The sequence below is a fragment of the Streptomyces sp. NBC_00647 genome (genome assembly GCF_045207245.1).
Taxonomy (GTDB): Bacteria; Actinomycetota; Actinomycetes; order Streptomycetales; family Streptomycetaceae; genus Streptomyces.
The window spans coordinates 6585351-6611625 of sequence record NZ_CP109040.1 but is presented as its reverse complement, the minus strand read 5'-3'; the positions used below and the strand labels follow the sequence as shown (position 1 = coordinate 6611625).

Here is a 26275-nt window from a genome sequence, read left to right as displayed (position 1 = left end):
CCGTAAGGCGATCGGAGCGATCAGGCCGTACGGGACCGAGGCGGCGCTCCCCCAGCTACCGCTGGGAGGGACCCCCAGCGGGCCGCTTACTGGTTCTGCGGCGGGAGCGCTGCGATGAAGGGGTGGTCGCGCTCGATCAGACCGAGCTTGCTGGCGCCGCCGGGCGAGCCGAGCTCGTCGAAGAACTCGACGTTCGCCTTGTAGTAGTCCTTCCACTCTTCCGGAGTGTCGTCTTCGTAGAAGATCGCCTCGACCGGGCACACCGGCTCACAGGCTCCGCAGTCGACGCATTCGTCCGGGTGGATGTACAAGGACCGGGAGCCCTCGTAGATGCAGTCGACCGGGCACTCCTCGATGCACGCCTTGTCCTTGACGTCGACACAAGGCTGCGCGATGACGTAGGTCACGCTGTCGTTCCTCCTCGATAGGGCGCTGGCGGGCCTCCGTAGGCTCCGCCGCCTGGCGCGCGGGAGCGCGGCGTCGTCGATGCCCGCCCCTAGTATCTCCGTTCTTGGGCATGATCCGAACAGGAGGGGTGAACTGACCTGTGGAAATCTCTGCATCCGGCCGCCTGGAGGTCCGTATCACCGCTGCTGACGTGGGAAAACGTGTCTCGGTACGACGCATGATCGACGACGGAGACACGGGCGGGAAGTTCACCGACACGGTCGGAGTTCTCACATCGTGGGACAACGGTGTGCTGCTGATCACACGACGGACCGGCGAGAGTGTCCGGATCGCGGAATCCTCGCTGGTCGCGGGCAAGGTCGTGCCCTCCGCCCCGGCTCGGCGGCGCGGGCCCGCGGCCTCGTACGAGGAGCTGGCTCGGGTCGCCGCGCGGGCCTGGCGGCCGGTGGAGAGCGAGCGGCTCGGCGCATGGGAGCTGCGGGCGGCGGGCGGGTTCACCCGACGCGCCAACTCCGCGCTTCCGCTGGGCGACCCGGGCGTGTTGCTCGACCAGGCGCTGACCCGCGTACGGGACTGGTACGCGGCCCGTGGCCTGCCCGCCTACATCCAGACCGCGACAGGCGCCGAGGGCACCCAGGAGCTGTTGTGCGCCGAGCTGGAGGCGCGTGACTGGGCGCGTGAGGTGACGGCCGAACTGTGGACCGGCGCGCTCGCGCCGATCGGGGACCGGGAGGCACCCGGGGTCCTGCTCTCCCGCACGGCCGACGAGGCGTGGCTCGGCCGCTACCAGCGCAAGGGCCTGAGCGACGTGGCCCTGAAGGTGCTGGGCAGCGGTCCCTCGGTGTGGTTCGCGACCGTGCCCGGCGCCCAGGGCGCGGCTCCGGCCGCGATCGGGCGCTGCGTGGTGGACGGCCGCTGGGCCGGATTCGCCGCCGTCGAGGTCGACCCGGCCCACCGCCGCAAGGGCCTCGCCACCGCCGTCATGGCCGCGCTGGCCCGCCGCGCCCTGGACGAGGGCGCCTCGGCGGCCTGGCTCCAGGTGGAGGCGGACAACACCGGGGCACGGGAGCTGTACGCGGGCATGGGATTCGGGGCGCATCACGCCTACCACCACTACCGCGCGCCGCGGACGCAAAAGGTGTCCGGCGACGACCGCTATCGATCGACGTGACGGGGCACGAGCCAGCTATGCGTTCCCCTCAGCCACCGGACCCGGAGCGAGCCGACGAAGTACGGCGGCGGTTCGCCGACGAGGCACGGGCCGAGCGGCCCGATCCGGCGGTGCTGTGCCTGCTGGTGGGCGCCGCGGCGGACGGGACGCTGGACGAGGCGGGCATGGACGCGGCGCAGGTCGAGCTGGACGGGCTGGCCGGCCGGCTGCCCTTCCGTCCGGGCGGCCCCCGCGCCTGGGCGAGCGCCCTGTCCGAACTCCTCGGCGGGCGCTGTGGATACCGGGGGTCACCGGGCGACTACCAGCGGCTGGAGTCCTCCCTGCTGCACGCGGTGCTGCGCCGGCGGCGTGGGCTGCCCATCCTGCTCTCGGTGGTGTGGATGGAGGTCGCGCGACGGGCCGGCGCACCGGTCTACGGGGTCGCGCTGCCCGGTCACTTCGTGGTGGGCTTCGGCCCGCCCGAGGAGCAGGTGCTCGCCGATCCCTTCGACGGCGGGCGCGTCCTGACCGGCTCCGACGCCGAGCTGCTCGTCGCCGGGGCCACCGGCGCCCCGCTCGACCCGTCGATGCTCTCCCCCGCCGACCCGCTCGACGTCGTCCTGCGCATCCTGAACAACATCCGTGCCTGGGCCGCCGCCCGGCCCGAACGCTCCGACGTGGCCCTGTGGTCGGTGGAGCTGTCCCTCCAACTTCCCTCGCACCCAGCGCGGCTGCGCTACGACCGCGCCCAACTCCTCGTCCAGCGAGGGGACTTCCTCAGCGGTGCCGCCGAACTGGACGCGTACGCGGACGTGGTGGCGGGCGTCGACGAACCGGCCGCCGACCGCGTACGCCGACAGGCCCACGCGGCACGGGCGATGCTCAACTGACGCGCGTACGCCGGGTTCCGCGCGTGACCCGCCCGGAGCCGTGCCAGGAGCCCACGGCTCCCCTCACAGCCACCCCTTCTCCCGCGCGATCCGTACCGCCTCCGCCCGGTTGCGGACCGCCAGTTTCTGGATGGCCGTGGAGAGGTAGTTGCGGACCGTGCCCTGGGAGAGGTGGAGGGCGGTGGCCAGTTCGGCGTTGGTGGAGCCGTCGGCGGCGGCACGGAGGATCTCGCGTTCGCGGTCGGTGAGCGGGTTGGCGCCCTCCGCCAGCGCGGCCGCGGCCAGCGTGGGGTCGATCACGCGCTCGCCCGCCAGCACCTTGCGTACCGCTTGGGCGAGTTGGGCCGCCGGAGCATCCTTGACCAGGAAGGCGTCGGCACCGGACTCCATGGCGCTGCGCAGATAGCCGGGGCGGCCGAAGGTCGTGAGGACGATCAGCTTGAGGGCGGGGAACTCCTTGTGGAGTGCGGCCGCGGCCTCTATGCCCGTCATGCCCGGCATCTCGATGTCGAGGAGCGCCACGTCCACGTCATGGGCGCGGGCCGCCGCCAGTACCTCGTCGCCGCGGGCCACTTGGACGACCACCTCGATGTCCGGCTCCAGTCCCAGCAGGGCGGCCAGCGCCTCGCGGACCATCGACTGGTCCTCGGCGAGGAGGACCTTGATCGTGCGGCTCATGCACCGGATCCTACGGGGTCGTCCGCCGCGCCCACAGGGGCTCGGCCGCCGGCGAGCGGCGCCCGTGCGACCAGCCGGAATCCGTGCCGGACACGACCCGCCTCCAGCGATCCGCCCGCCTGCTCCAGGCGTTCGGTCAGTCCCGTCAGTCCGTTGCCGGCGGCGGCGCCGGAGGAACCGCCCGAGCCGTCGTCCTCCACCGACAGTTCGAGCACGGGGCCGTCCAGAGTCTGGCGCCGGACGAGTGTCACGACGCAGCGCCGGGCGCCGCTGTGCCGTACGACGTTGGTGATCGCCTCGCGCAGGGCCCAGGCCAGCGTGGACTCGCTCTCCTCGGGGACACCCTCGACGTCGGGTTCGGCCGGCAGGTCGGCGATGACGCCCGCCGCGGTCAAGGCGACCTGGGCGCCCGCGAGTTCACCGGCCAGCCGGGGCCGCCGGTAGCCGGTGACCGCCTCGCGTACGTCGACCAGGGCCTGGCGGCTCACCTGCTCGATGTCGGCGACCTGCTGGGCCGCCTTGCCGGGATGGTCCGGGAGCATCCGCCCGGCCAGCTCGCTCTTCAGGGTGATCAGCGAGAGGGAGTGGCCGAGCAGGTCGTGCAGGTCCCTGGCGAGGCGCAGGCGCTCCTCGTTCGCGGCGAGCTGGGCGACGGTGGCCCGTGCCTTGCGCAGCTCCACCGTCGTACGGACCAGCTGCCGTACGCCGGTCATCGCGAAGCCGATCAGGACGACGAGCAGGACGAGGTTGCGCGCGTCCCGCTCGCCGCCGTGCAGGCCGACGAGCAGCATCACGACGGCGGTCAGCGGGATGGTCCAGTACGACACCCGCAGCGGGAACGTCGTCCCGCAGGCGACCGAGACGTACACGAACAGGCCGAGCCAGGGCGGGCCGAGCGTCAGGCACAGCACGACGGCGAGCGCGCCGAGGGCGAGGACGAGGGAGGAGACGGCCAGGGTGCCCGCGAAGGCCCTGCCCATGTTCCGGAAGACGAGCGTCAGATAGATCGCGACGAAGGCCGCGAGGCCGAGCCAGCCGGCCGCGGTGGCCGCGGGCGTGTGGTTGCCGGAGGCGAGGTCGTGGACCGGCGAGCTGAGGAACACCAGCCAGATGACGATCCACGCCGACTTGCGCAGGGCCTCGCGGACGTTGCGGGGGGACTCTCCCATCCGCACCAGCCGGTCCGTGCGGGCCTCGTCGGGCACCGGGTCTTCCGTCATGGCACTCACGCCTTCAGCGTGTCCTTCCGGTACAGCCATGCCGCGCCGCCCGCGAAGAGGGCGAAGGAGACGGCGAGGATGGCGATGTCCTTCGCGTGCGGGGCGTCGCCCAGTTCGATGGCCTGCCCCAGGGCAGCGTACGCGTGCGTGGGCAGCCACTTCGCGATGTTCTGCAGCCAGTCGGGGAAGGTGGTCGTGGGCATCCAGAGGCCACCGAGCATCGACAGGCCGAAGTAGATGATCATCGTGATCGGCCGGACCGCGTCACCGCTGGCCAGATAGCCGATGGCGACGCCGAGCGCGGCGAAGACCAGGCTGCCGGCCCAGATCACGCCGGTGAGCGCGAGCCACTGCCAGGCGTCCAGGCGTACGTCCTTCACGGCCGCGGCGACCACGAAGACGATCACGATCGACGGCAGGCTGATCACGGCGGCGCCGGCCGTCTTGGCGAGGACGTAGCCGCGGCCCGGCAGCGTGGTGAGCCTCAACTGCCGTACCCAGCCGCTCTCCCGCTCCTTCGCGATGCGTTCGCTGTTGCCCATGAGAACGGCGGTCAGGGCCCCGAAGGAGGCCATGGAGACCATGAAGAAGGTCGGCAGGGTGAGGCCGGTTCCGTCCACCTCGGTGGTGCTGTCGGCGCTGCCCGCGATCAGCAGGAACAGGGCCGAGGGGTAGACCACGGAGAAGAACAGGAACTTCTTGTTGCGCAGGGCGCGGGTGATCTCCAGCTTGATGAGACTGTTCACTTGGACGTCGCCTCCTCGGCGGCGGTGCGGTCGGCCTCGGCGGCCGCGGTGCGGTTGGCCTCTTCGGCCTCGGTGATGGCGACGAAGGCCTGCTCGAGACCGAGCCCGGCGACTTCGAGGTTGCGCGGGTAGACGCCGAGCCCGTACAGCGCGTGCACGGTGGCGTCCGCGTCGGAGGACTGGATGCGGACGGTCTGCCCGGACACGTCGATGGAGGTGAGGAAGGGCAGCGCGCGCAGCGGGGCCTCGTCGATGGGGCCCTCCAGGTCGAAGGCGACGCGGCGGGCGCCGGCCTTGGCCTTGATCTCGGCGGCGGTGCCGTCGGCCAGCAGGCGTCCCCGGTGCAGGACGAGGACGCGGTCCGCTATGGCGTCGGCCTCCTCCAGGTAGTGCGTGGCGAACAGGACCGTGCGGCCCTGGTCGGCCTGCTCGCGCATGGTGGCCCAGAACGCCTGCCGGGCGGAGACGTCCATGCCGGTGGTGGGCTCGTCGAGGACGATCAGGTCGCTGTCGCCCGCCGTGGCGAGGGCGAACCGGACGCGCTGTGCCTGGCCGCCCGAGAGCTTGTCGACCCTGCGGTCGGCGATCTGGCCGATGCCGGCGCGGGCGAGGACGTCGGTGGCGCGGTACGGCTTCGGGTGCAGATCGCAGGCGAGTTTCACGAGTTCGCCGACGGTGACCTCGTCCATCAGCCCGCCGCTCTGCAGCATGGCGCCCACCCGGCCGGCGACGATCGCCTCGCGCGGGCCGGTGCCGAACACCCGGACCGTCCCGCTGTCGGCGTTCTTGAGGCCGAGCAGCAGGTCCAGCGTGGTCGACTTGCCCGCCCCGTTGGGACCCAGGAGGGCGACGGTCTCGCCCGGGTGCAGTTCGAGCGTCAGCCCGTCCACGGCCCGGACGCTCCCGTAGGCCTTGGTCACCGATTCGAACCCGACCACCGGTGTGGTGGTGGTCGCCGCAGTCGTTGTCATGTGATCCATCGTGGCCGCGAGGAGGGTGCCCGCGGCAGTGCGCTGTGTCCTCGGTCGCGGATGACAGATGTCATGTCGGCGGCGGGCGACCGTGCCCGGCGGCGGCCCTCCACGGAACGGCGAGAGGGCACCCGGCCGGTGAGAACCTGGCCGGATGCCCTCGACGCGCGTGGTGCGCCCGCTAGTTGGGGTCGGTGGGGATGGTCACGTCGCGTGCGGCGGCCGTCTTCCCGACCAGCGCCCGGCCCACGGCGGAGGCCACTTCCTGCGGGCTCACGGCCTTCTTGCTGCCGTCGCCCTTGGTGACCGTCACACCGTCGAAGGCGTGGCCGTACAGCTCCTGGAGCACCTTCAGGTCGTAGCGCTCGACGAGCTTGCCCTCGACCGGCTGGACGCTCAGGAACTTCCAGATGGACTTCTGCGGACTGAAGGCGATGAGGTGGGTGGCGTCCGTGCGGACGGTGATGTTCGCCGACATGGCGACCGTCGCGAACGTCGACATCTTCCGGTCCACCTCGGCCTTGGTGACCGTCGGCTGGCGGGTCGTGGTGGCGACCTTCACCGGAGTGGTCGCGTCGGTCCCGACCTGGGCGAGGTAGGCGTCCTTGACGGCCTGTGTCGAGGACGCGACGTCGATGCCCTTGCCCGCCTTGCCGTAGACGGCGACGGCCTTGCCCGGGCTGAACTTGATGGTGCCGTCGGTCGCCGACCCGGAGCCGCTCGCGGCGCGCTCCAGGGCGGCCTGGAGCTTCTCCTCGTCGACCGGCATCACGGGCGCGACCACGCGCTCCTGGCCGAACAGCGAGCCGATCACCGAGACCGGGTTGTAGTCGCTGCCTGCGGCGGCGCGGACGGTGGCCTGACTGTCCAGCTGGAGTCCGGCCTGGTCGGGCTTGAGCTGCACCGTGTCGCCGTCGACGGACAGCGTCAGGGCCTTGTTCGTGCGGTCGCCGAAGGCGTCGTCGAGCTTCTTGACGGCGTCGTCGCGGGTGCCGCCGCCGATGTCGACGCCGAGCACGGTGGTGCCCTTGGGCACGTCCGAGTGGTTCATGAGCAGGCCCGCGCCGTAGGCGCCGCCGACGAGGACGACGGCGAGGGCGCCGAGGAGCGCCGGCTTGTTGCGGCCCTTTTTCTTCTTCGCCTGCTTCGACGAGGCGGGCGGCTGCTGGACCGGTTCGGGCAGCTTCGGCGGTGTGTGGGACCTGGGTCCCTCGTTGCGCGTGCCCGCGTCGAACGAGAAGTTCTGGCTGGGTGAAACGACGGGGATACCGCTGGTCAGGGTGTGCCCGGAGACGTTGTCCGCGGGGGCGCCGTAGCCGCCGGGCCCCGGGTCGGGCGCCGGCTTCTGCGGGGTGAGGATCGCGGTGTCGTCGCTGAGACCGCCGCGCGGGCCCGTTCCGGCGCCGGGATATCCCGCGCCCGCGTTCGGGTTGCCGGGGGCGGAGCCCGGTGTCGCGGCCAGGCTGCCGGGAGCCGCGCCGGGGCCGGCCGGAGGCACCATCGGGCCGTCGCCGGTGGCGGGACCGCCGGTCGGACCGGCCGGGCCGCCCCGGCCGCCCTCGGAGAAGTACGGGAGGTCGTCGCGGCGCGGTTCGCCGGTTCCGCCGGACGAACCTATGGCCGGGAACGAGCCGGTGTCGCGCAGCGCCCCGGAGACGTCGAAGGAGCCCGTGCCGCCGCCGTGACCGGGTGCCACGGGTCCGGCACCGGTGGCACCGGGGAGCCCGGCACCGTTCGTACCGCCGGGCCGCACACCACCGGTGATGCCCAGCGGACCGGCGCCGTTGGACGGCGCGGGCCGTCCCGTGCCCGGTGTCCCCGCGGGACCCGAGCCGTTCGACGCGCCCGAGGGAGCGGGGGAGGCCGAACCGCCCGGCAGGCCCGCCCCGTTGGTCGACCCGCCTCCCGGACCGCCCTTGGGCGCGCCGGACTTGCGTGGCGCGAACCAGTCGCTCGTCTTCTCCTCGGCCGGGCCGGGCTGGTCCACGGGCGCGGGTGCCGGTGCGGACGGGGCCGGGGTGGTGGCCGTCGTGGCGGAGGCGCCCGCGGGCGAACCGCCGCCGCGCGGCGCCTGTGCGCCCGTGTTCGCGCCGTCGCCGCCCTCGGAGGGCGCGTCGGTGCCGGCGACGGGGGTACGGACGACCACGGGCGGGATGGGCCGCGATCCAGGGATGTTGATCCGGATCCGTGTCGTCAGTGTGGTCTCGGTCTTGCGCTCCTCCGGCGGCTTGCCGGCGGCCGATCGGCCCGCGTCGGCGCCGCCTTCGGAAGCCATGGGGGTCCCGTACGGCGGCGTCCCCGACGGGTACGCGGCTCCACCGCGCCCGTTGGGCCCGGAGGACGAACTGTCAGTTTCACGACTCAAGGCAGGTTCTCCCGGTTGGCTCCGCCGCCCGTTTACTCGACCTCATCTCGGGCAGCTCGGCGGCGCGCACCACCATACTGGCCATGTCCGGCCCGCAAACCTCGCCCGCGAAGGAATCTCGCACCGGACCCGCACCTGACGGATACGGCGAAGTGGTACGTCACTTGCCAAGTCGGGCACCGGAGGCGCCCGGTTGCCGCCCCTGCCCGAGCGTGGCGCACATCACAGCCACGGCCATGCCTCCGAGCAGGAAGAGGTACGAAACAACTCCCGCGCCGAAGAGGAAGTCCCCTTCCGGGCGACTGGCGGTGAGCAGGACGACGGCGACCATCCAGCCGGCCGCCGGGGCGACGGCCCCGGCCCGGGACGCTGTGGCCCGCGCTCCGCCCAGGAAGAGTCCGGCGGCGCCCGCCAGCGCCAGCAGCAGCCCGAGGGGGAACAAGCCGGACTCCACCAGCGCCCCGGCGACCCCGACCAACGCTCCGAGCAGGAAGAGACCCAGGTAGGCGGCGATCCGCCCGCCCGAGGGCCGTGTCAGTGGCTGGGCGAGCGCACTTCCGCCGCCGCGCCGTCCGTTCGTACTCATCACAGACCCGCCCCTGTCCGAGTGGCCGCCTTGCCCGCGTCCGTCACCGGCCGTTCCTCTCGATGTCCTGGATGCCCGGGATGCCCTGGAACAGGTCCGTCTCCCGCGTCGCGGGACGCGGGGCGTCGACCAACTCGTAGTACTCGGTGGTGAAGAGCGGCTGCGCCAGCTCGTTCGAGAGGACGAACCAGGGGCCGTCCACGGTGATCTGGGTGGCGTGCGCCCGCATCGCGGCGGCCTTGGCGGCGGCGTACGCGGTGCCGTCGACCTCGGTGGTGATGGTCGCCTCGTCGACCACGCCCGGTACGTCGTCGATCGCGGCCGACCGGTCGAACGGCAGCTCGGGGAGGGCCTCGCGCAGAAGCGCGAACGCCTCCTCGGCCACCGGGCGCGGCACCCGGTTCCAGTAGGTCTTGGTGATCCGCCACGCGTCGCCGAGATCCTGGCGGTGGGTGGGATCAGCGGCCAGCTCGGCGGCGCGCACGGCCACGCGGTGGGTCTGGATGTGGTCCGGGTGCCCATAACCCCCATCGGGGTCGTAGGTGACGAGCACCTGGGGGCGCACCTCGCGGATCACCTCGACCAGGCAGTCGGCGGCCTCGTCGAGGTCCGCGGACCAGAAGGCACCCGGGCGGTGGTTCTGCTCGACGCCCATCATCCCGGAGTCACGGAACCGCCCGGCTCCGCCCAGGAAGCGGTGGTCGGCGACGCCCAGTTCCTTCATGGCGGCGCTCAGCTCACCGGTCCGGTACGGACCCAGTCCGCCCTCGCGATCGGGGGCGAGATGGGCGAGTTCGGGCGGAATGACCTCACCCTCCTCGCCGAGGGTGCAGGTCACCAGCGTCACATGAGCGCCCTCGGCCGCGTATCTGGCCATGGTCGCGCCATTGTTGATCGACTCGTCGTCCGGATGCGCGTGCACCAGGAGCAGACGCCGGTCGGGCAGTTCCGTCATGGAACCCACCCTACGAGGCGCCCGCCCCGTCCCCGGTCCGGGCGGGGATCAGAACTTGATGCTGCCGATCATCCCCGCGATGTTCGTGGTCAGCTCGCTGATCGTGGGTGCGACCGTCGAGGAGGCGAGATAGAAGCCGAGCAGCATGCATACGACCGCGTGCCCGCCTTTCAGTCCTGACTTCTTGATCAGAAGAAAGACGATGATCGCCAGCAGCACCACCGCCGAAATCGAGAGTGCCACGGCGGCTCACCTCCAAAGGTCCCAGGGACTCGGGGTCCGGTACGGGACCGGACATGGGGGGTCTGTAAATCCATACAGCAGCCAGCAGGTTCTTACCCACGCAGCGCTAGTGATCATAACTATCCGTACGCGCGCATCGATCGGCGCACGGCCGCACAAGGGGGCGCATGGCCAATATGGTCGGGGGATGACGAACGAGCCTCTCTCCTTCCCGCGCCGGTACGCCCGCACGCAGCGGTTCACCTCCGGCGCGCCGCGCGCGTTCACCGTGTCCCCCGACGGTTCCCGTGTGGTGTTCCTGCGGTCCTCCTCCGGTACGGAGAGGGCGAATCAGCTGTGGGTCCTCGATGTGGCGGAGGGCCAGGAACGGGTCGCGGCCGACCCCGCGGCACTGCTCGGCGGCGCCGGCGAGCGCCTCTCCCCGGAGGAGCGGGCGCGCCGCGAGCGCAGCCGCGAGGGCGGCGCGGGGATCGTCGGATATGCCACGGACACAGCCGCCGAGTTGGCCTCTTTCGCCTTGTCAGGGCGGCTCTTCACGGCGGAGCTGCGAGCCGGCACGGCGCGTGAACTCACGGTCCCCGGACCGGTGATCGACCCGCGCCCCTCCCCCGACGGCCGGCTCGTGGCATACGTCGCCGGGGGCGCGCTGAGGGTCGTCGGGGCGGAGGGCGACGACGACCGGGCGCTCGCGGAACCCGAACCCTCGGCGGAACCAGGGTCGGTTTCCTACGGGTTGGCCGAGTTCATCGCGGCCGAGGAGATGGGGCGTTCGCGCGGATTCTGGTGGTCGCCGGAGGGGGACCGGCTGCTCGTGGCGCGGGTCGACGACACGCCCGTGCAGCGCTGGTGGATCTCCGATCCGGCGCATCCGGAAGCCGATCCGCAGCGGGTCGCCTACCCGGTGGCGGGCAGCGCCAACGCGGAGGTGCGGCTCTTCGTGATCGGGCTCGACCGGGTGCGCACGGAGGTCCGCTGGGACCGCGCGCGTTATCCGTATCTGGCGCATGTGCACTGGTCAGCGGCGGGTGCTCCGCTGCTTCTGGTGCAGGCGCGGGACCAGCGCAGCCAGCTGTTCCTGGCCGTGGACCCGGACTCCGGGACGACCCGGATGGTGCACGCCGACGAAGATCCAACTTGGCTGGATCTTTTCCCCGGAGTGCCCTGCTGGAGCCCCGACGGACAGCTCGTGCGGATCGCCGACGAGGGCGGTGCACGGGTCCTGGCGTTCGGTGAACGCCCGCTGACCGGGGCCCAGTTGCACGTCCGGGCGGTGCTCGACGTCTCGGCCGACGATGTGCTGGTCGCGGCCTCGGCGGGCGCGGCCGCGGCCGCGCCGGAGACCGGCGAGGTACACGTGTACCGCGTGAACGAACTCGGGCTGGAGCGCCTGTCGCAGGAGCCCGGGGTGCACTCGGCGGTGCGCGCCGGGGGCGTGACCGTGCTCGTGTCGTCGGTGCTCGACCAGGCGGGCGCCCAGGTACAGGTGCTGCGGGAAGGCGACCGAAGGAAGGCGGGGGTCCCCCGGGCCGGAGGCTGGGAGCGGGTGGCGACCATCCCCTCGTACGCCGAACATCCCGGATTGTCCCCGCGCGTGACGCTCACACAGGGGGGCGCACAGAAAATCCCATGCGCCGTGCTTATGCCTACTGACTACGACGGCGACACTCCCCTACCGGTCCTGCTGGACCCCTACGGCGGTCCGCACGGCCCCCGGGTGCTGGCGGCGCACAACGCGCACCTCACCTCGCAGTGGTTCGCCGACCAGGGCTTCGCGGTGGTCGTCGCCGACGGCCGCGGCACCCCGGGGCGCTCCCCCGCCTGGGAGAAGGCGATCCGCGACGACCTCACGCTCTCCCTCGACGACCAGGTCGAGGCGCTGCACGGTCTCGCGGAGCGGTTCCCGCTCGACCTGTCCCGGGTCGCGATCCGCGGCTGGTCGTACGGCGGCTGGCTCGCGGGGCTCGCCGTGCTGCGCCGCCCCGACGTCTTCCACGCGGGCATCGCGGGCGCCCCGGTCGCCGACTGGCGGCTGTACGACACCCACTACACGGAGCGGTACCTCGGCGATCCGGCCGCGAGCCCCGCGGCGTACGCGAAGAGCTCACTGGTCACCGACGAGGGGCTCTCCGCGCCCACCGGGCCGCACCGGCCGCTGATGATCGTGCACGGCCTCGCGGACGACAACGTCGTGGTGGCGCACGCCCTGCGGCTGTCCTCGGCTCTGCTGGCCGCCGGCCGCCCGCACGAGGTGCTGCCGCTGTCCGGAGTCACGCACATGACTCCCCAGGAACAGGTCGCCGAGAACCTGCTCCTGCTTCAGGTGGACTTCCTGCGGCGCTCTCTCGGTCTGAGCTGAGCGACAGCACTCCGCGAAGCGCGGCAACCATCGATCCAGCGACCGCGACGCAACGCCGGCCGGCTCCGCGAGAGCGGCGCCGGCTCAGGCGCGAAGGGCAGCAACGAGCCGGGGTGACATGGCGCACCCCGGCTCGTTTACGGCACCCGCACGGCCGTACGGTGTTCACCTTGGCGCGTCCGTATATCGGTACCGCTTCCGCCAAGTTGCCTGTGTGTTAACGAAGTTTGCTCATATTTGTGGTGTTATGCCACCCCGTCGGAGGGCTCCTCCGGGGGGACGACCTGCTTCTCCTCCGCGAAGTGACAGGCCGAGTCGTGGGCGGTCGGACCGGCGGAGAGCCGGAACTCGGCCGGCACCGCGAGCAGCGGCACCTCCAGCGTGCAGCGCTCCTGCGCCTTCCAGCAGCGGGTGCGGAACCGGCAGCCGGACGGGATGTGCGCGGGCGAGGGCACGTCCCCGGTGAGGATGATCCGCTCCCGGTGCTCCCGGGCCTCCGGGTCCGGCACGGGCACGGCGGACAGCAGCGCCTGGGTGTAGGGGTGCGTCGGATGGTCGTAGATCTCGACGTCCTTGCCGGTCTCCACGATCCGGCCCAGGTACATGACCCCGACCCGGTCGGAGATGTGCCGCACGATCGACAGGTCGTGCGCGATGAACACGTAGCTGAGATTGAACTCGGCCTGGAGCCGGTCCAGCAGGTTGATGACCTGTGCCTGCACGGAGACGTCGAGCGCGGAGACCGGCTCGTCGGCGACGATGATCTCGGGCCGCAGCGCGAGACCCCGCGCGATGCCGATGCGCTGGCGCTGGCCGCCGGAGAACTGGTGCGGATAGCGGTTGATGTACTCCGGGTTGAGCCCGACCACGTCCAGCAGGTCCTGGACCCTGCCCCGCCGGTCGCCCTTGGGCGCGACCTCGGGATGGATGTCGTACGGCTCCCCGATGATGTCGCCGACGGTCATCCGGGGGTTGAGGGAGGTGTACGGGTCCTGGAAGACCATCTGGATGTTGCGGCGTACGGCCTTCAGCGCCTTGCCCGACAGCCGGGTGATGTCCTCGCCCTTGTACTTGATCGTCCCCTCGGTCGGCTTCTCCAGGTTGACCAGCATCTTGGCGACCGTCGACTTGCCGCAGCCGGACTCGCCGACGATGCCGAGGGTCTCGCCGTGGCCGAGGTGGAAGTCGACGCCGTCGACGGCCTTGACCGCGCCGACCTGTTTCTTGAACAGGATTCCCTGGGTGAGCGGGTAGTGCTTGACCAGTCCGCTGACCTCCAGCAGCGGCTCACTTGCTGCTTGTGTCATCGAGGCACTCCCTCCAGAAGAAGCAGGCGCTCCGGCGGTCCGCGTCGACCTCCGCGAGCGGCGGCACCTCGGTGCGGCAGATGTCCTGGGCCATCGGGCAGCGCGGATTGAAGGCGCAGCCGGGCGGGATGTGCATCAGGTTGGGCGGCAGTCCCTTGATCGCGTACAGCTCCTGGCCCTTCTGGTCGAGCCGGGGGATCGAGTCCAGGAGCCCCCTCGTATAGGGGTGGGCGGGCGCCTTGTAGATGTCGTGGACCGGTGCCGTCTCCACGATCCGGCCCGCGTACATCACCGCGATCCGGTCGGCGACGTCCGCGACCACGCCGAGGTCGTGGGTGATGAGGATGAGTCCCATGTTGAGCTCGCGCTGCAGCTCGGCGAGCAGGTCCATGACCTGGGCCTGCACGGTCACGTCGAGCGCGGTGGTCGGTTCGTCGGCGATGATCAGGGCGGGTTCCAGGGCCAGCGCCATGGCGATCATGATGCGCTGGCGCATACCGCCGGAGAACTGGTGCGGATAGTCGCGCACGCGCTCGGCGGCGGCCGGGATGCGCACATGCTCCATCAGTTCGATCGCCTTGGCGCGGGCTTCCTTGCGCGACATCCCGCGGTGCACGGTGAACATCTCGCCGAGCTGGTCGCCGACGCTGATCACGGGGTTCAGGGACGACAGCGCGTCCTGGAAGATCATCGCCATCTCGGCGCCCCGCACCTTGCGCCGCTCCTCCTCCTTGAACTTCAGCAGGTCCTTGCCCTGGAAGAGGATCTCGCCGCCGGTGATCTTCCCGGGCGGCATGTCGAGGATGCCCATCACGGCCTGGGCCGTCACCGACTTGCCGGAGCCGGACTCGCCGAGCACGGCGAGTGTCTCGCCCTCGTCGACGCTGTAGTTGACCCCGTTGACGGCCTTGGCGACTCCGTCCCTGGTCCTGAACTCCACGTGCAGATCGCGCACTTCGAGCAGCACGGCGGTCACCTCAGCTTCGGGTCGAGGGCGTCGCGCACAGCGTCGCCGAGCATGATGAACGCGAGCACGGTGATCGCGAGCGCGCCGGCCGGCCACAGCAGCATGTGCGGGGCCTGGCGGATGTACGCGGACGCCGAGGAGATGTCGATGCCCCAGCTGACCGTCGGGGGCTTCAGACCGACGCCCAGGTACGAGAGCGTCGCCTCCAGCGAGATGTAGGTACCGAGGGCGATGGTCGCCACGACGATCACCGGCGCAACCGCGTTCGGGGTGATGTGGCGCAGCATCAGCCGGGAGTTGGAGGCGCCGAGGGCGCGGGCCGCCTGGACGTAGTCGTTCTCCTTGGTTGTGATGACGGAGCCGCGCGCGATGCGGGAGATCTGCGGCCAGCCGAGCAGCACCATGAACCCGACGACCGGCCAGATGGTGTTGCTGGTCACCACGGAGAGGAGGACCAGACCGCCGAGCACGACGGGGATCGCGAAGAAGATGTCGGTGATCCGGGACAGGACCGAGTCGCCCATCCCGCCGTAGAAACCTGCCAGACCGCCGAGGAGCGAGCCGAGGAGCGCGACCCCGAGCGTGGCGAGCACACCGACGCTGATCGAGACGCGGGTCCCGTACACGGTCCGGGTGTAGACGTCGCAGCCCTGCCCGTCGTAGCCGAAGGGGTGTCCGGACTGCGAGCCCTCCTGGGCCTTGGAGAGGTCGCACTGGAGCGGGCTCTGTGAGGTGATCAGCGAGGGCCAGATCGAGATGACGACCAGGAAGACGATGACGAGTCCGGCGATGATGAAGACGGGGTTGCGGCGCAGGTCCCGCCAGGCGTCGGACCACAGGGAGCGCGGCTTCTCCTGGGGACCCGTGCCCTCCGGTCCTCCCGGCGTCTTCTCCAGGGTCTCCGCCTCGCTCGTCCCGAGGTCCATCGTGCCTCCGAAGCCGGTCGGGGCGATGGCGAGGTCCTCCGGCGGCGGCCCCTCCGGCCCGTGATGTGGCTCTTCCTCGTACGGCGGCTGCTCAGGCATAGCGGATCCTCGGGTCGAGTACGGCGTACAGGAGGTCGACGAGCAGGTTGGCGACCATGAAGATGAGGACGAGGATGGTCACGAAGCCGACGACCGTCTGGGTGTTCTGGCGCACGACCCCCTGGTAGATCTGGTAACCGACCCCGTGGATGTTGAAGATCCGCTCGGTGACGATCGCGCCGCCCATCAGCGCGCCGATGTCGGTGCCGATGAAGGTGACGACGGGGATCAGCGAGTTGCGCAGCAGGTGCCGGATGGTCACCCGGCGCCGCGGCAGCCCCTTGGCGACGGCCGTACGGACATAGTCGGACCGTTTGTTCTCCGCGATGGAGGTCCGGGTCAGGCGGGTCACGTACGCGAGGGAGACCGAGGCCAGCACCAGGCCCGGCACGATCAGCTCGCCGAAGGTTGCTTCCCCGGAGACCGACGGTTCGATCCAGTGCCATTGGACGCCGAGCACCAGCTGGGCCAGCAGACCGGTGACGAAGGTCGGCACGGAGATGACCACGAGGGTGAGCAGCAGGACGCCGGTGTCGACGGGCCGGCCGCGGTGCAGACCGGTGATGACGCCGAGCGTGATGCCGATGACGATCTCGAAGAAGATCGCGACGATCGTGAGCCGGATGGTGACCGGGAAGGCGGAGGCCATCAGCTCGGTGACCGGCTGTCCGTTGAACGCGGTGCCGAAGTCACCGGTGAAGATGTGGCCGAGGTAGGTCAGGTACTGCTGCCACAGGGGCTTGTCGAGGCCGAAGTCCTTGCGCAGCTGGGCGGCCGTGGCGGGGTCGCACTGCCGGTCGCCGCACAGGCCCGCGATGGGGTCGCCCATCACGTTCACCATCACGAAGATGAGCATGGTGGCGCCGATGAAGACCGGGATCATCTGCAGCAGACGCCGGATGACGTACCGTCCCATGAGTGCTCCGGGGATAGAGGGGCGGGCCGCTGTGACGGACCCGCCCCGGGCGGCTCAGTTGACGGTGATCTCGTTGTAGACCGGGACGCTGAACTGGTTGAGCGCCACGTTCGAGACCTTGTCCGAGTAGCCGGCGCTGCCGTTCTGGTACCAGAGCGGGATGGCGGCCATGTTGTCCCGCACGACCCCTTCGGCCTGCTGGAAGAGCTTGATGGCCTTGCTGGTGTCGGTCTCGGCGTTCGCCTGGTCGACGAGGTTGTCGAAGTCCTTGTTCGACCACTGGCCGTCGTTGGACGAGGCGTTCGTGTAGTACAGCGGCTGGAGGAAGTTCTGGATCAGCGGGTAGTCCATCTGCCAGCCGGCCCGGAACGGACCGGGCATCTTGTGCTGCCCGATCTGGTTGCGGAAGTCGGCGAAGGTGCCGATCGGGTTGCCGACGCAGGCCTTGTCGTTGCCGAGGGCGTTGTTGATGGAGTTGCAGACGGCGTCGACCCACTCCTTGTGGGAGCCCGTGTCCGCGTTGTAGGAGATCTTGACCTGGCCGCCGGGCAGACCACCGCCCTCCTCGACCAGCTTCTTGGCCTCGGTCGGGTTGTACTTGCAGGAGTCGCCGCACAGGCCGTCCTGGAAGCCGCCGTCCTTGCCGAGCACCGGTGAGGTCCAGTCGGTCGCGGGTGTCCGCGTCTTCTGGAAGATCGTGTCGGTGATCTGCTGGCGGTTGATCGCCATCGACAGGCCCTGGCGGACCTTCGTCGCGCCGCTCGTGTCCCACTTCGGGTCGTAGAAGGGGAAGGCGAGGGTCTGGATGATGCCGGCCGGGGTGTTGATGTACCGGCCGTTCAGGTCGCTCTTGGCGTTCTTGAGCTGAGCCGCGGGCACGTCGTCGACGAGGTCGAGGTTGCCGGCCAGGAGGTCGTTGTAGGCGGTGTTGTTGTCCGTGTAGACCTTGAGGGTCACGCCGCCGTTCTGCGCCTTGTCGTCACCGGGGTAGTCGTCCCATTTCACCAGGGCCATCTGCGAGCCCTTGGTGTACGAGTCGATGGTGTACGGGCCGTTGCCGATGGGCTTCTTCACCCACGCCGCGTGGTCGTCGAAGAACGCCTTGGGCAGCGGCGAGTAGGCCGAGTAGCCGAGGGTGTCCGGGAAGGTCGAGAACTTCTGGTTGAGCTTGACGGTGAAGGTGTTCGTGCCGGTGACCTTGAGCCCGGAGAGCGTGTCGGCGCTCTGGCTGCCGGTCTCGGGGTGCACCTTGTCGTAGCCCTCGATGTACCCGAAGAAGTAGGCGTTCTTCTGGTTGTTCTTCAGACTGGCGCCGTAGTTCCAGGCGTCGACGAAGGACTGGGCGGTGACGGCCTCTCCGTTGCTGAACTTCCAGCCGTCCTTGATCGTGATCGTGAAGTTCTGCGAGTCGGAGGTGTCGATCTTCTGGGCGAGCATGTCCTCGGCGGCACCGGTCTCGGCGTTGTACCGCTTCAGGCCGCGGAAGATCATGTCGAGGACCTTGCCGCCCTGCACCTCATTGGTGTTGGCCGGTTCCAGCGGGTTCTGCGGGTCGCCCCAGGAGGCACTGACGGTGCCGGAGCCGCTGCCGCCGCCGCTGTCACTCCCTCCGCCCCCGCAGGCGGTCGCCACCAGGGCTACCGCCGCCGCACATGCGGCCCATTTGGCGTGCGTGGCTCCACGCATGGAGTGCCTCCTCAAGAGTGCGCTGTGCCGCTGGCGCCGGGGTCGTGCGTCCGGCTCCCGGTGCGCTGTGCCTTTAGGGCCCAATATCCGTCCATATGGGGCGCATCGCACATTCACCCCACCCTTCCGGGTGTCGATCCATCCGGAAGGGGGTACTCCGGACACTCCGTCAAAGGATCTTGGGAGCCGACGCAACAGATCTTCGCGGTTCGATACGGAACTGTTGATTCCAGTGCACGAGATGTACGCATTCCGAGACTCCGCCGTCCGGTTATCGAACTCATTGCCCGTTTCGCGAAGTTGGCCCGAATCTGGACACGGAACGGCCACAGTGCGCTACACGCGTAGTTACGCTGAGGTCAAGTCCAGGCAAAGAAAGTAAAGACAACGCCAAGGCGACCGAGATTTTATTGACCTTGCATGAATTGCGTTGAAAAAGTCCGGCGTAGCCCGTAGGGAGCGCCCTGCGGAGCCCTTGACCCCCTCGGGCCTGGAGCACCATGACCCCCCCTACTCCTTCCGCGGCCGCCCCGCTTGAGGTGACCGACGAGACCGGCAAGATCCCGGCTCCGTCCATCAACCCCAAGGGCTCGGAGAGTCGCTCCCCGGGACGACTCGCCTGGAAGCGGTTCAAGCGCGACCGCACCGGCGTCATATCCGCCTACGTGGTGATTTTCTTCTTCGTGATCGCTATCTGCGCACCGCTGATAGCGAAGCTCTACGGGAAGAACCCGTACGAGCAGTACGGCCAGGAGACCGACGGCCTGCTGAACGACTTCGCCTTCCCGATGAAGCCCAACGGCGGCATCGACGGCAACTTCTGGTTCGGCATCGAGCCCCAGCTGGGCCGCGACGTCTTCACGTTCCTGCTCTACGGCATCCGCACCTCGCTGATGATCGCCACCGCCGCCACGCTGCTGACCACCGTGATCGGTGTGGTGATCGGCATCACCGCGGGATACCTCGGCGGCAAGACGGACTACTTCGTCGGCCGGGTCATCGACATCCTGCTGTCGTTCCCGTCGACCTTGTTCTTCATCGCCTTCATGCCGGTGGTCTACGCGCTCTTCGTGCCCTTCAACGAAGATGTCCCGACCTGGCTGCGGGCCACCTGCCTGATCCTCGTCCTCTCCGCCTTCGGCTGGGCCTCCATCGCACGACTGCTGCGCGGCCAGGTCCTCGGCCTGCGGGAGCGCGAGTTCGTCGAGGCGGCGAAGGTGACCGGCGCGTCCTCGCGCCGCATCGTCTTCAAGGAGCTGCTGCCCAACCTGTGGACGCCGATCCTGATCCAGTCCACCCTCATGCTGCCGGCGTACGTCACGGCCGAGGCGGGCCTCGCCTTCCTCAACGTGGGCATCCAGGACCCGACCCCGGACTGGGGCGTCATGATCCAGCGCGGTGCCGGCTTCTACACGGAAGACATCACCTTCATGATCTTCCCGGGCGTTTCGATGGTCATCTTCGTCCTCGCCTTCAACCTGCTCGGAGACTCGGTCCGCGACGCACTCGACCCGAAGTCCAAGCGCTGACTTCCACCCCCAGACCCGGTCGTAGTCGTCCGGCTGGTTACCCGTCTCTCACTCACCCACCACTAGGCAGGTAAGCCATGTCCTTTTCCCGCAGAAACTTCCTCATAGCCACTGGTGTGGCCGCCGGTGCCACCACGGTCCTGAGCGCCTGCAGCAGCGGCAACGGAGGCGGGAGCAGCAGCAACAAGGCTCCGTCCGTGGACAAGGCCAAGGCCGCCACCATCGCCGTCGGCACCAAGGCCGACTCCACCGGTGCGGCCCCCGAGGTCCCCGGCGCGGTCAAGGGCGGCACGATCTACACGCTGGACCAGATCGACTGGGACCACCTGGACCCGGCGCAGCTCTACTCCTCGTACGAGGGCGCCTGCTCGGTCCTGTTCCTGCGCGGCCTGACCGGCTACAAGGTCGACTCCAAGGGCGGCACCACGCTCGTGGGTGACCTCGCCACGGACGCCGGCACCGTGGCCGACGGCGGCAAGACCTGGTCCTTCACGCTGAAGGACAACGTGAAGTGGGAGGACGGCGCCGACGTCACCATCGCGGACGTGCGCCACACCTTCGAGCGCCTCTTCGCCTCGTTCGTCACCCAGGGTCCGCGTTACCCGCAGGGCTGGCTCGTCGGCGGCGACAAGTACAAGGGCCCCTACGGCGGCAAGCACCTCGACTCCATCGAGGTCGACGGCAAGACCATCACGTTCAAGCTGAAGGAGGCCCACGCCGACTTCAACTTCATGCTGGCCATGCGCGGCTTCTCCATCGTGCCCAAGAAGCACGACACCAAGGAGAAGTACGACAAGCACCCGCTCTCCTGCGGCCCGTACAAGATCGCCAGCCGCAGCATCGGCAAGTCGGCGTCGCTGGTCCGCAACACGCACTGGGTGGCCGAGACGGACCCGCTGCGCAACGCGTACCCGGACAAGTTCGAGTTCCAGTTCGGCTTCCAGTCGCTGGCCTCCACGGACCGCTACATCGCCGACAAGGGCAACGACCAGTTCACGCTGTCGCTGCTCAACGAGGTCGCCCCCGAGCGCATCCAGAAGGTGCTGACGAACCCGACCTTCAAGAAGCGCGTCCTGACCCAGGTCGACACCACCTGCTACTACTTCGCGATCAACACCAAGCGCGTCACCGACGCCAAGGTGCGCCAGGCGCTCAACTTCGCGTGGCCGTCGAAGCAGCTCCAGCAGATCCGCGGTGGCTCGCTCTCCACGGCGACCGCGACCACGATCATCAGCCCCCTCACCCCGGGCCACAAGGACTTCGACCTCTACGAGAAGAAGACGAAGCCCATGGGTGACCCCGAGAAGGCCAAGTCCCTTCTCAAGGAGGCCGGCAAGTCGGGCCAGCGCATCGTCGTCGCGATGCAGCAGTCGGACAATGCCGTCAAGCAGGCCGTCGCGATCAAGACCGCGCTGACCAAGGCCGGCTTCACCCCGGTCGTGAAGCAGGTCGACAAGACCTCCTTCTACAGCCAGATCGGCCAGCTCGACAACGAGTACGACATGTTCGCCGCCGGCTGGGGCCCGGACTGGCCGGCCGGTTACGCGGTCATCCAGCCCTGCTTCGACAGCAGCCAGATCGCCGACGGTGGCGTCAACTGGCCGCAGCTGAAGGACACGAGCGTGGACAAGGCGATCGCCGCCGCCACGATCGAGCCCGACGCGAAGAAGGCCGCCACCATGTGGGGCGACATCGACGAGCAGATCATGCGCACCGCCGCGGTGGTTCCGGACTACAACCCGATCCGCAACTACTTCCACGGCTCCAAGGTCGGCGGCGTGATCTACGACTCCGGCAACACCTGCATCGCGCTGGGCAAGGTCTACGCCGCGAAGGCCTGATCCAGCATCGGGGCCGCGGCGACCACCGCGGCCCCGACGTGATCCCCCTCCGGGGCGGCGGCCACCGCCGCCCCGGCCCCCCTCATACGCTCCCCACACCCCGGCGACGGCGCCCCGTCCGGAAAGTCACGCCACATGTTCCGTTTTCTAGTCCGCCGTGTCATCGGCGCACTTGTGATTCTGCTGATCATCAGCGCCGTCACCTTCATGCTCTTCTACGCGATCCCGCGTGACCCAGCCCGTATGGCGTGCGGAAAGGTCTGCACCAAGGACCTCCTGGAGCAGGTCAGGGTGAACCTCGGGATCGCCGACCCGCTGCCGGTGCAGTACTGGCACTGGCTGGTGGGCATCTTCGCCGGCCGTGACTACGGTGGCCTGGGCAACTGCAACGCTCCCTGCCTCGGCTTCTCCTTCACCAACCGCGAGCCCGTCCTCGGCACGATCATGGACCGGATGCCGACGACGATCTCCCTCGCGCTCGGCGCCTCGGTCTTCTTCCTCATCCTCGGTGTGGGCTCCGGCATGATCGCCGCGGTCAAGCAGGGCAAGGCGGCCGACAAGATCGCCAGCTCGTTCTCGCTGATCGGCTCGTCGCTGCAGATCTACTTCGTCGGCTACATCGCGATGTACTTCCTGGTCCAGCAGCTCGGCATCCTCGAGCAGCCGTCGTACACGCCGTTCACCGACAACCCGGCCGCCTGGGCCAGTGGTCTGCTGCTGCCCTGGCTGACGCTGTCCATCATCTTCACCGCCAACTACACCCGTATGACGCGCTCCCAGCTGGTGGAGCAGCTCAGCGAGGACTACGTGCGGACGGCGCGCGCCAAGGGACTGTCCCGGCGCTCCGTGTTCTTCCGCTTCGCCTGGCGCGGAGCGATGGGCCCGATCGTCACGATCTTCGGCATCGACCTGGGCACCCTGATCGGCGGCGCCATCATCACCGAGTCGGTCTTCAGCCTCCAGGGCATCGGCAAGCTCGCCGTGAGCGCCGTCGAGGCGAACGACCTGCCGATGCTGCTGGCCGTGACCATGGTCGCGTCCGGGGCGATCGTCTTCTTCAACATCATCGTGGACGCCGTCTACGCCTTCATCGACCCGCGGATCCGGCTCGCCTGACCCCGGCGCCCCGCCGCCGTCCACCCGCCGACCCGCAAGCTACCCCTCGCATCACCCCCCAGGAGCGTCCCCGTGACGAGCACCGATCAGCAGCCCTTCCTGTCCGTCAGGGATCTGAAGGTCCACTTCTCCACCGAAGACGGCGTCGTCAAGGCCGTCGACGGTCTCACCTTCGACCTGGCCAAGGGCAAGACGCTCGGCATCGTGGGCGAGTCGGGCTCGGGCAAGTCCGTCACGAACCTGACGATCCTCGGCCTGCACGACCGCGACCGCACCGCCATCGACGGCGAGATCCTGCTCGACGGCAAGGAGCTGCTGACCGCCTCCGAGCGGGAGCTCGAGCGGCTGCGCGGCAACAAGATGGCGATGATCTTCCAGGACGCGCTGGCCTCGCTGTCGCCGTACCACACCATCGGCAAGCAGATCGGTGAGACGTACCGCAAGCACACCGGGGCCTCCAAGAAGGAGGCCCGGGCGCGGGCGATCGAGATGCTCAAGCGTGTCGGCATCCCGCAGCCGGACGTCCGCGTGGACGACTACCCGCACCAGTTCTCCGGCGGTATGCGCCAGCGCGCGATGATCGCGATGGCCCTGGTCTGCGACCCCGAGCTGCTGATCGCGGACGAGCCGACCACGGCGCTCGACGTGACCGTGCAGGCCCAGATCATGGACCTGCTCAAGGACCTCCAGCAGGAGTTCGGCACGGCGATCATCTTCATCACCCACGACCTCGGCGTCATCGCCGACATCGCGGACGACGTGCTGGTGATGTACGGCGGCCGGTGCGTGGAGCGGGGCACCAAGAAGGAGGTGCTGCGCGAGCCGCAGCACCCCTACACCTGGGGCCTGCTGGGCTCGATGCCGAGCCTGGACGGACCGGTCGACGTGCCTCTGTCGCCCATCCCCGGCTCGCCGCCCTCCCTCCTCAACCCGCCGACCGGCTGCCGCTTCCACCCGCGGTGCACCTTCACGGAGAAGATCGCGGGCGGTCTCTGCTCCACCGAGCAGCCGCCGCTCCAGGTCACGGACGGGCGCGGGGCCGCCTGCCACCTCACGGCGGACCAGCGCCGCGACTTCTTCGCCGACTACGCCGCGACCCGGTCGCACTGACGTAACTGAGACGGGACTTCACGATCATGAGCAACACGAACCCCCTCCTGGACGTCACCGGACTGACCAAGCACTTCCCGGTGATGGGCGGCTTCCCCTTCAAGCGGAAGATCGGCGCGGTCCAGGCCGTGGACGGTCTCGACTTCCAGGTCGCCGAGGGCGAGAGCCTCGGCCTGGTCGGCGAGTCCGGCTGTGGCAAGTCGACGACGGGCCGGCTGATCACGCGCCTGCTCGAGCCCACCGGCGGCAAGATCAACTATCGCGGCCAGGACATCACGCACGCCAACCGCAAGCAGCTGGCGCCGGTCCGCTCCGAGATCCAGATGATCTTCCAGGACCCGTACGCCTCGCTGAACCCGCGGCAGACGGTCGGCAAGATCATCGCGGGCCCGATGGAGATCAACGGGATCAACCCGCCCGGCGGCCAGGAGAAGCGCGTCCGCGAACTCCTGGAGACGGTCGGCCTCAACCCCGAGCACTTCAACCGCTTCCCGCACGAGTTCTCCGGCGGTCAGCGCCAGCGCATCGGCGTGGCCCGCGCGCTGGCCCTGGAGCCGAAGCTGATCGTGGCGGACGAGCCGGTCTCGGCCCTCGACGTCTCCATCCAGGCGCAGGTCGTGAACCTGCTCCAGGACCTCCAGCGGGACCTGGGCATCGCGTTCCTGTTCATCGCCCACGACCTCGCGATCGTGCGGCACTTCTCGCAGCGCGTCGCGGTGATGTACCTCGGCAAGATCGTCGAGATCGCCAACCGCGAGGACCTGTACGACAACCCGCGGCACCCGTACACGCGTGCGCTGATGTCCGCCGTTCCCGAGGCCACCGCGGACGACGTCCCGGCCCGCGAGCGCATCCTGCTCACCGGTGACGTGCCGTCCCCGCTCAACCCGCCGTCGGGCTGCCGTTTCCGCACCCGTTGCTGGAAGGCGACGGACAAGTGCGCGACCGAGGCTCCGCCGCTGGTGCAGATCTCGGGCAGCAGCGACGGCCACCTGACGGCGTGCCACTACCCGGAGACGCGGGAGACCATCCCGGCCCAGCGTCTCGCCAAGGACCCCGAGGCGGCGGTCTGACACACCCCTTTTCGTCAGCCGCCCCCTTCCGGAACCGACTTTCACCGGCCCATTGACCCGAGCCCATGAACGTCAGTTTCAGGGGAACGAAGGCCCGCACCCTCTCGGGTGCGGGCCTTCGCCGTTGCCGGTCCGGGAAAGGGGCGGCGGCGTCGGCCCCAGGATCTCCCGTTAACCCAATTCCCCGCGCTCCACACAGAATTCGTTGCCCTCGGGGTCCGTGAGGACGACCCAGCCGCCGCCGTCCGGGCGGGTGTGGTCCGCGAACCGGCGGGCGCCGAGGGCCACCGCCCGCTCGACCTCCGCGGCCCGGGTGCGGCCGTGCGGCTGCAGGTCGAGGTGGACGCGGTTCTTGGCCGTCTTGCCCTCCTCGACGCGCACGAACAGAAGGGTCGGACCACCCGACGGGTCCACGATCACCGCCTCCGGGTCACCGGGCTTGTCGTCGTCGGCGAGCGGGCGGCCCAGCAACTCGCTCCAGAACAGCCCGAGATCGTACGGGTCACCGGTGCAGTCGAAGGTGATGGTGCGGATGGTGAGGTTCGACACCCCTGCGTCTCCCATGGTCTAGTCGCCCGTCCGGCCGTCGGCCAGTTCGCGCAGGATGTCGAGGTGACCGTTGTGGCGGGACGTCTCCTCGACGAGGTGGAGGACGATCCAGCGGAGGTCGACCCGACGGCCGCCGCCGCCCGTGCGCTCGGCCTTGGTGTCGAGGTCGTTCCCGGCCACCAACTTGCGGTAACGGGCGCTCTGTTCCTCGTACTCCTCGAGGAGCTGGGGCAGCGGGACGTCGACGGCGATGCGCATCTCGCGGTCAGGGTCCTCGTCCGTCCAGGGCCCCTCGTCCTCCTCGCCCAGGAAGACCACCTGGAACCAGTAGTACTCGACCCAGCGCAGGTGGTTGATGAGCCCGCTGAGGGTCATCAGAGGGGACCCGGGCAGCGGGGCCTTGACGGCGTCCTCCGCCGAGACACCCTCGCACTTGGCGCGGGCGGTGGCGCGGGCGTAGTCGAGGAAGGTGGTCAGCTGGGTGCGCTCGTCCCACGCGGAAGGCGTGTCCGTTCGTGTCTGTGAAGTCATCGGGATGAAGCATCCCGGTCGGCCCGTCCGGTGTCGAGCGATTAACGGCGCCCCGGG

General features: G+C 69.6%; 24 protein-coding genes. 8 read left to right on the top strand and 16 right to left on the bottom strand.

The window, feature by feature from the left end; genetic code table 11:
- Positions 1–86: 86 nt before the first annotated feature.
- Entirely contained in the window at positions 87–407 is a 321-nt protein-coding gene (gene fdxA / locus OG788_RS29190) for a ferredoxin (RefSeq protein WP_018089397.1), read from the bottom strand.
- Between the two features lie 140 nt (positions 408–547).
- Between fdxA and OG788_RS29185 the strand changes: the two genes are divergently transcribed.
- Positions 548–1579, top strand: a complete 1032-nt coding sequence (locus tag OG788_RS29185; protein WP_406374380.1) for a GNAT family N-acetyltransferase — start codon at positions 548–550, stop codon at positions 1577–1579.
- Between the two features lie 17 nt (positions 1580–1596).
- The gene (locus OG788_RS29180) at positions 1597–2448 is read left to right on the top strand and encodes a tetratricopeptide repeat protein (RefSeq protein WP_406374379.1); all 852 of its coding nucleotides are present in this window, start codon (positions 1597–1599) and stop codon (positions 2446–2448) included.
- A gap of 63 nt (positions 2449–2511) precedes the next feature.
- Here the strand turns inward: OG788_RS29180 and OG788_RS29175 are convergent, their stop codons facing one another.
- From OG788_RS29175 to OG788_RS29140, 8 genes are all read right to left on the bottom strand, one after another.
- A complete protein-coding gene (locus OG788_RS29175) occupies positions 2512–3126 on the bottom strand; it encodes a response regulator transcription factor (protein WP_351548774.1) in 615 nt (204 codons plus the stop codon).
- Positions 3123–4346, bottom strand: coding sequence for a sensor histidine kinase (locus tag OG788_RS29170; protein WP_406376878.1), 1224 nt, complete (start codon positions 4344–4346; stop codon positions 3123–3125). The genes OG788_RS29175 and OG788_RS29170 overlap by 4 nt, the downstream gene beginning before the upstream one ends.
- A 5-nt stretch (positions 4347–4351) precedes the next feature.
- Positions 4352–5092, bottom strand: a complete 741-nt coding sequence (locus OG788_RS29165; protein WP_356750608.1) for an ABC transporter permease — start codon at positions 5090–5092, stop codon at positions 4352–4354.
- Positions 5089–6063, bottom strand: a complete 975-nt coding sequence (locus OG788_RS29160) for an ABC transporter ATP-binding protein (protein WP_406374378.1) — start codon at positions 6061–6063, stop codon at positions 5089–5091. The genes OG788_RS29165 and OG788_RS29160 overlap by 4 nt, the downstream gene beginning before the upstream one ends.
- A 181-nt stretch (positions 6064–6244) precedes the next feature.
- On the bottom strand, positions 6245–8428 hold the full coding sequence (locus tag OG788_RS29155; protein WP_406374377.1) for a hypothetical protein: 2184 nt from the start codon (positions 8426–8428) through the stop codon (positions 6245–6247).
- A gap of 160 nt (positions 8429–8588) precedes the next feature.
- Positions 8589–9014, bottom strand: a complete 426-nt coding sequence (locus tag OG788_RS29150) for a DUF6113 family protein (protein ID WP_406374376.1) — start codon at positions 9012–9014, stop codon at positions 8589–8591.
- A 43-nt stretch (positions 9015–9057) separates the two neighbouring features.
- Positions 9058–9969 (bottom strand): N-acetyl-1-D-myo-inositol-2-amino-2-deoxy-alpha-D-glucopyranoside deacetylase, encoded by a 912-nt coding sequence (gene mshB, locus OG788_RS29145; protein WP_406374375.1) that lies wholly within the window; start codon positions 9967–9969, stop codon positions 9058–9060.
- A 48-nt stretch (positions 9970–10017) separates the two neighbouring features.
- Entirely contained in the window at positions 10018–10212 is a 195-nt protein-coding gene (locus OG788_RS29140; RefSeq protein ID WP_150947166.1) for a hypothetical protein, read from the bottom strand.
- Between the two features lie 187 nt (positions 10213–10399).
- Here OG788_RS29140 and OG788_RS29135 point away from each other — a divergent pair, with 187 nt between their 5' ends.
- Entirely contained in the window at positions 10400–12568 is a 2169-nt protein-coding gene (locus OG788_RS29135; RefSeq protein WP_406374374.1) for a prolyl oligopeptidase family serine peptidase, read from the top strand.
- A gap of 245 nt (positions 12569–12813) precedes the next feature.
- Here OG788_RS29135 and OG788_RS29130 read toward each other — a convergent pair whose 3' ends face one another.
- From OG788_RS29130 to OG788_RS29110, 5 genes are read right to left on the bottom strand one after another with little or no spacing between them, the layout of a single operon-like run.
- Positions 12814–13875: a dipeptide ABC transporter ATP-binding protein gene (locus tag OG788_RS29130; protein ID WP_351548799.1), complete on the bottom strand. Its 1062-nt coding sequence runs from the start codon at positions 13873–13875 to the stop codon at positions 12814–12816.
- Positions 13856–14842, bottom strand: coding sequence for an ABC transporter ATP-binding protein (locus OG788_RS29125; RefSeq protein WP_351548802.1), 987 nt, complete (start codon positions 14840–14842; stop codon positions 13856–13858). Before OG788_RS29125 ends, OG788_RS29130 begins: the two co-directional genes overlap by 20 nt.
- A 5-nt stretch (positions 14843–14847) precedes the next feature.
- Positions 14848–15867: an ABC transporter permease gene (locus OG788_RS29120; RefSeq protein WP_406374373.1), complete on the bottom strand. Its 1020-nt coding sequence runs from the start codon at positions 15865–15867 to the stop codon at positions 14848–14850.
- Positions 15860–16783, bottom strand: a complete 924-nt coding sequence (locus tag OG788_RS29115) for an ABC transporter permease (protein WP_266762398.1) — start codon at positions 16781–16783, stop codon at positions 15860–15862. The genes OG788_RS29120 and OG788_RS29115 overlap by 8 nt, the downstream gene beginning before the upstream one ends.
- A gap of 54 nt (positions 16784–16837) precedes the next feature.
- Entirely contained in the window at positions 16838–18469 is a 1632-nt protein-coding gene (locus OG788_RS29110) for an ABC transporter substrate-binding protein (RefSeq protein WP_406374372.1), read from the bottom strand.
- Between the two features lie 500 nt (positions 18470–18969).
- On the opposite strand from OG788_RS29110, the gene OG788_RS29105 reads away from it, so the two are divergent.
- The 5 genes from OG788_RS29105 (at position 18970) to OG788_RS29085 (ending at position 25138) form a co-directional block, all read left to right on the top strand.
- Positions 18970–19998, top strand: coding sequence for an ABC transporter permease (locus OG788_RS29105; protein WP_356750589.1), 1029 nt, complete (start codon positions 18970–18972; stop codon positions 19996–19998).
- A gap of 77 nt (positions 19999–20075) precedes the next feature.
- On the top strand, positions 20076–21839 hold the full coding sequence (locus tag OG788_RS29100; protein WP_406374371.1) for an ABC transporter substrate-binding protein: 1764 nt from the start codon (positions 20076–20078) through the stop codon (positions 21837–21839).
- 135 nt (positions 21840–21974) lie between these two features.
- On the top strand, positions 21975–22955 hold the full coding sequence (locus OG788_RS29095; protein WP_356750585.1) for an ABC transporter permease: 981 nt from the start codon (positions 21975–21977) through the stop codon (positions 22953–22955).
- Between the two features lie 72 nt (positions 22956–23027).
- Positions 23028–24065, top strand: a complete 1038-nt coding sequence (locus tag OG788_RS29090) for an ABC transporter ATP-binding protein (protein ID WP_406374370.1) — start codon at positions 23028–23030, stop codon at positions 24063–24065.
- Between the two features lie 26 nt (positions 24066–24091).
- Complete coding sequence (locus OG788_RS29085; RefSeq protein ID WP_406374369.1) at positions 24092–25138, top strand: ABC transporter ATP-binding protein; 1047 nt, start codon at positions 24092–24094, stop codon at positions 25136–25138.
- A gap of 171 nt (positions 25139–25309) precedes the next feature.
- Here the strand turns inward: OG788_RS29085 and OG788_RS29080 are convergent, their stop codons facing one another.
- Both OG788_RS29080 and OG788_RS29075 read right to left on the bottom strand, forming a co-directional pair.
- On the bottom strand, positions 25310–25687 hold the full coding sequence (locus tag OG788_RS29080; RefSeq protein ID WP_406374368.1) for a VOC family protein: 378 nt from the start codon (positions 25685–25687) through the stop codon (positions 25310–25312).
- A gap of 18 nt (positions 25688–25705) precedes the next feature.
- Complete coding sequence (locus OG788_RS29075; RefSeq protein WP_406374367.1) at positions 25706–26218, bottom strand: DinB family protein; 513 nt, start codon at positions 26216–26218, stop codon at positions 25706–25708.
- Positions 26219–26275: the final 57 nt, after the last annotated feature.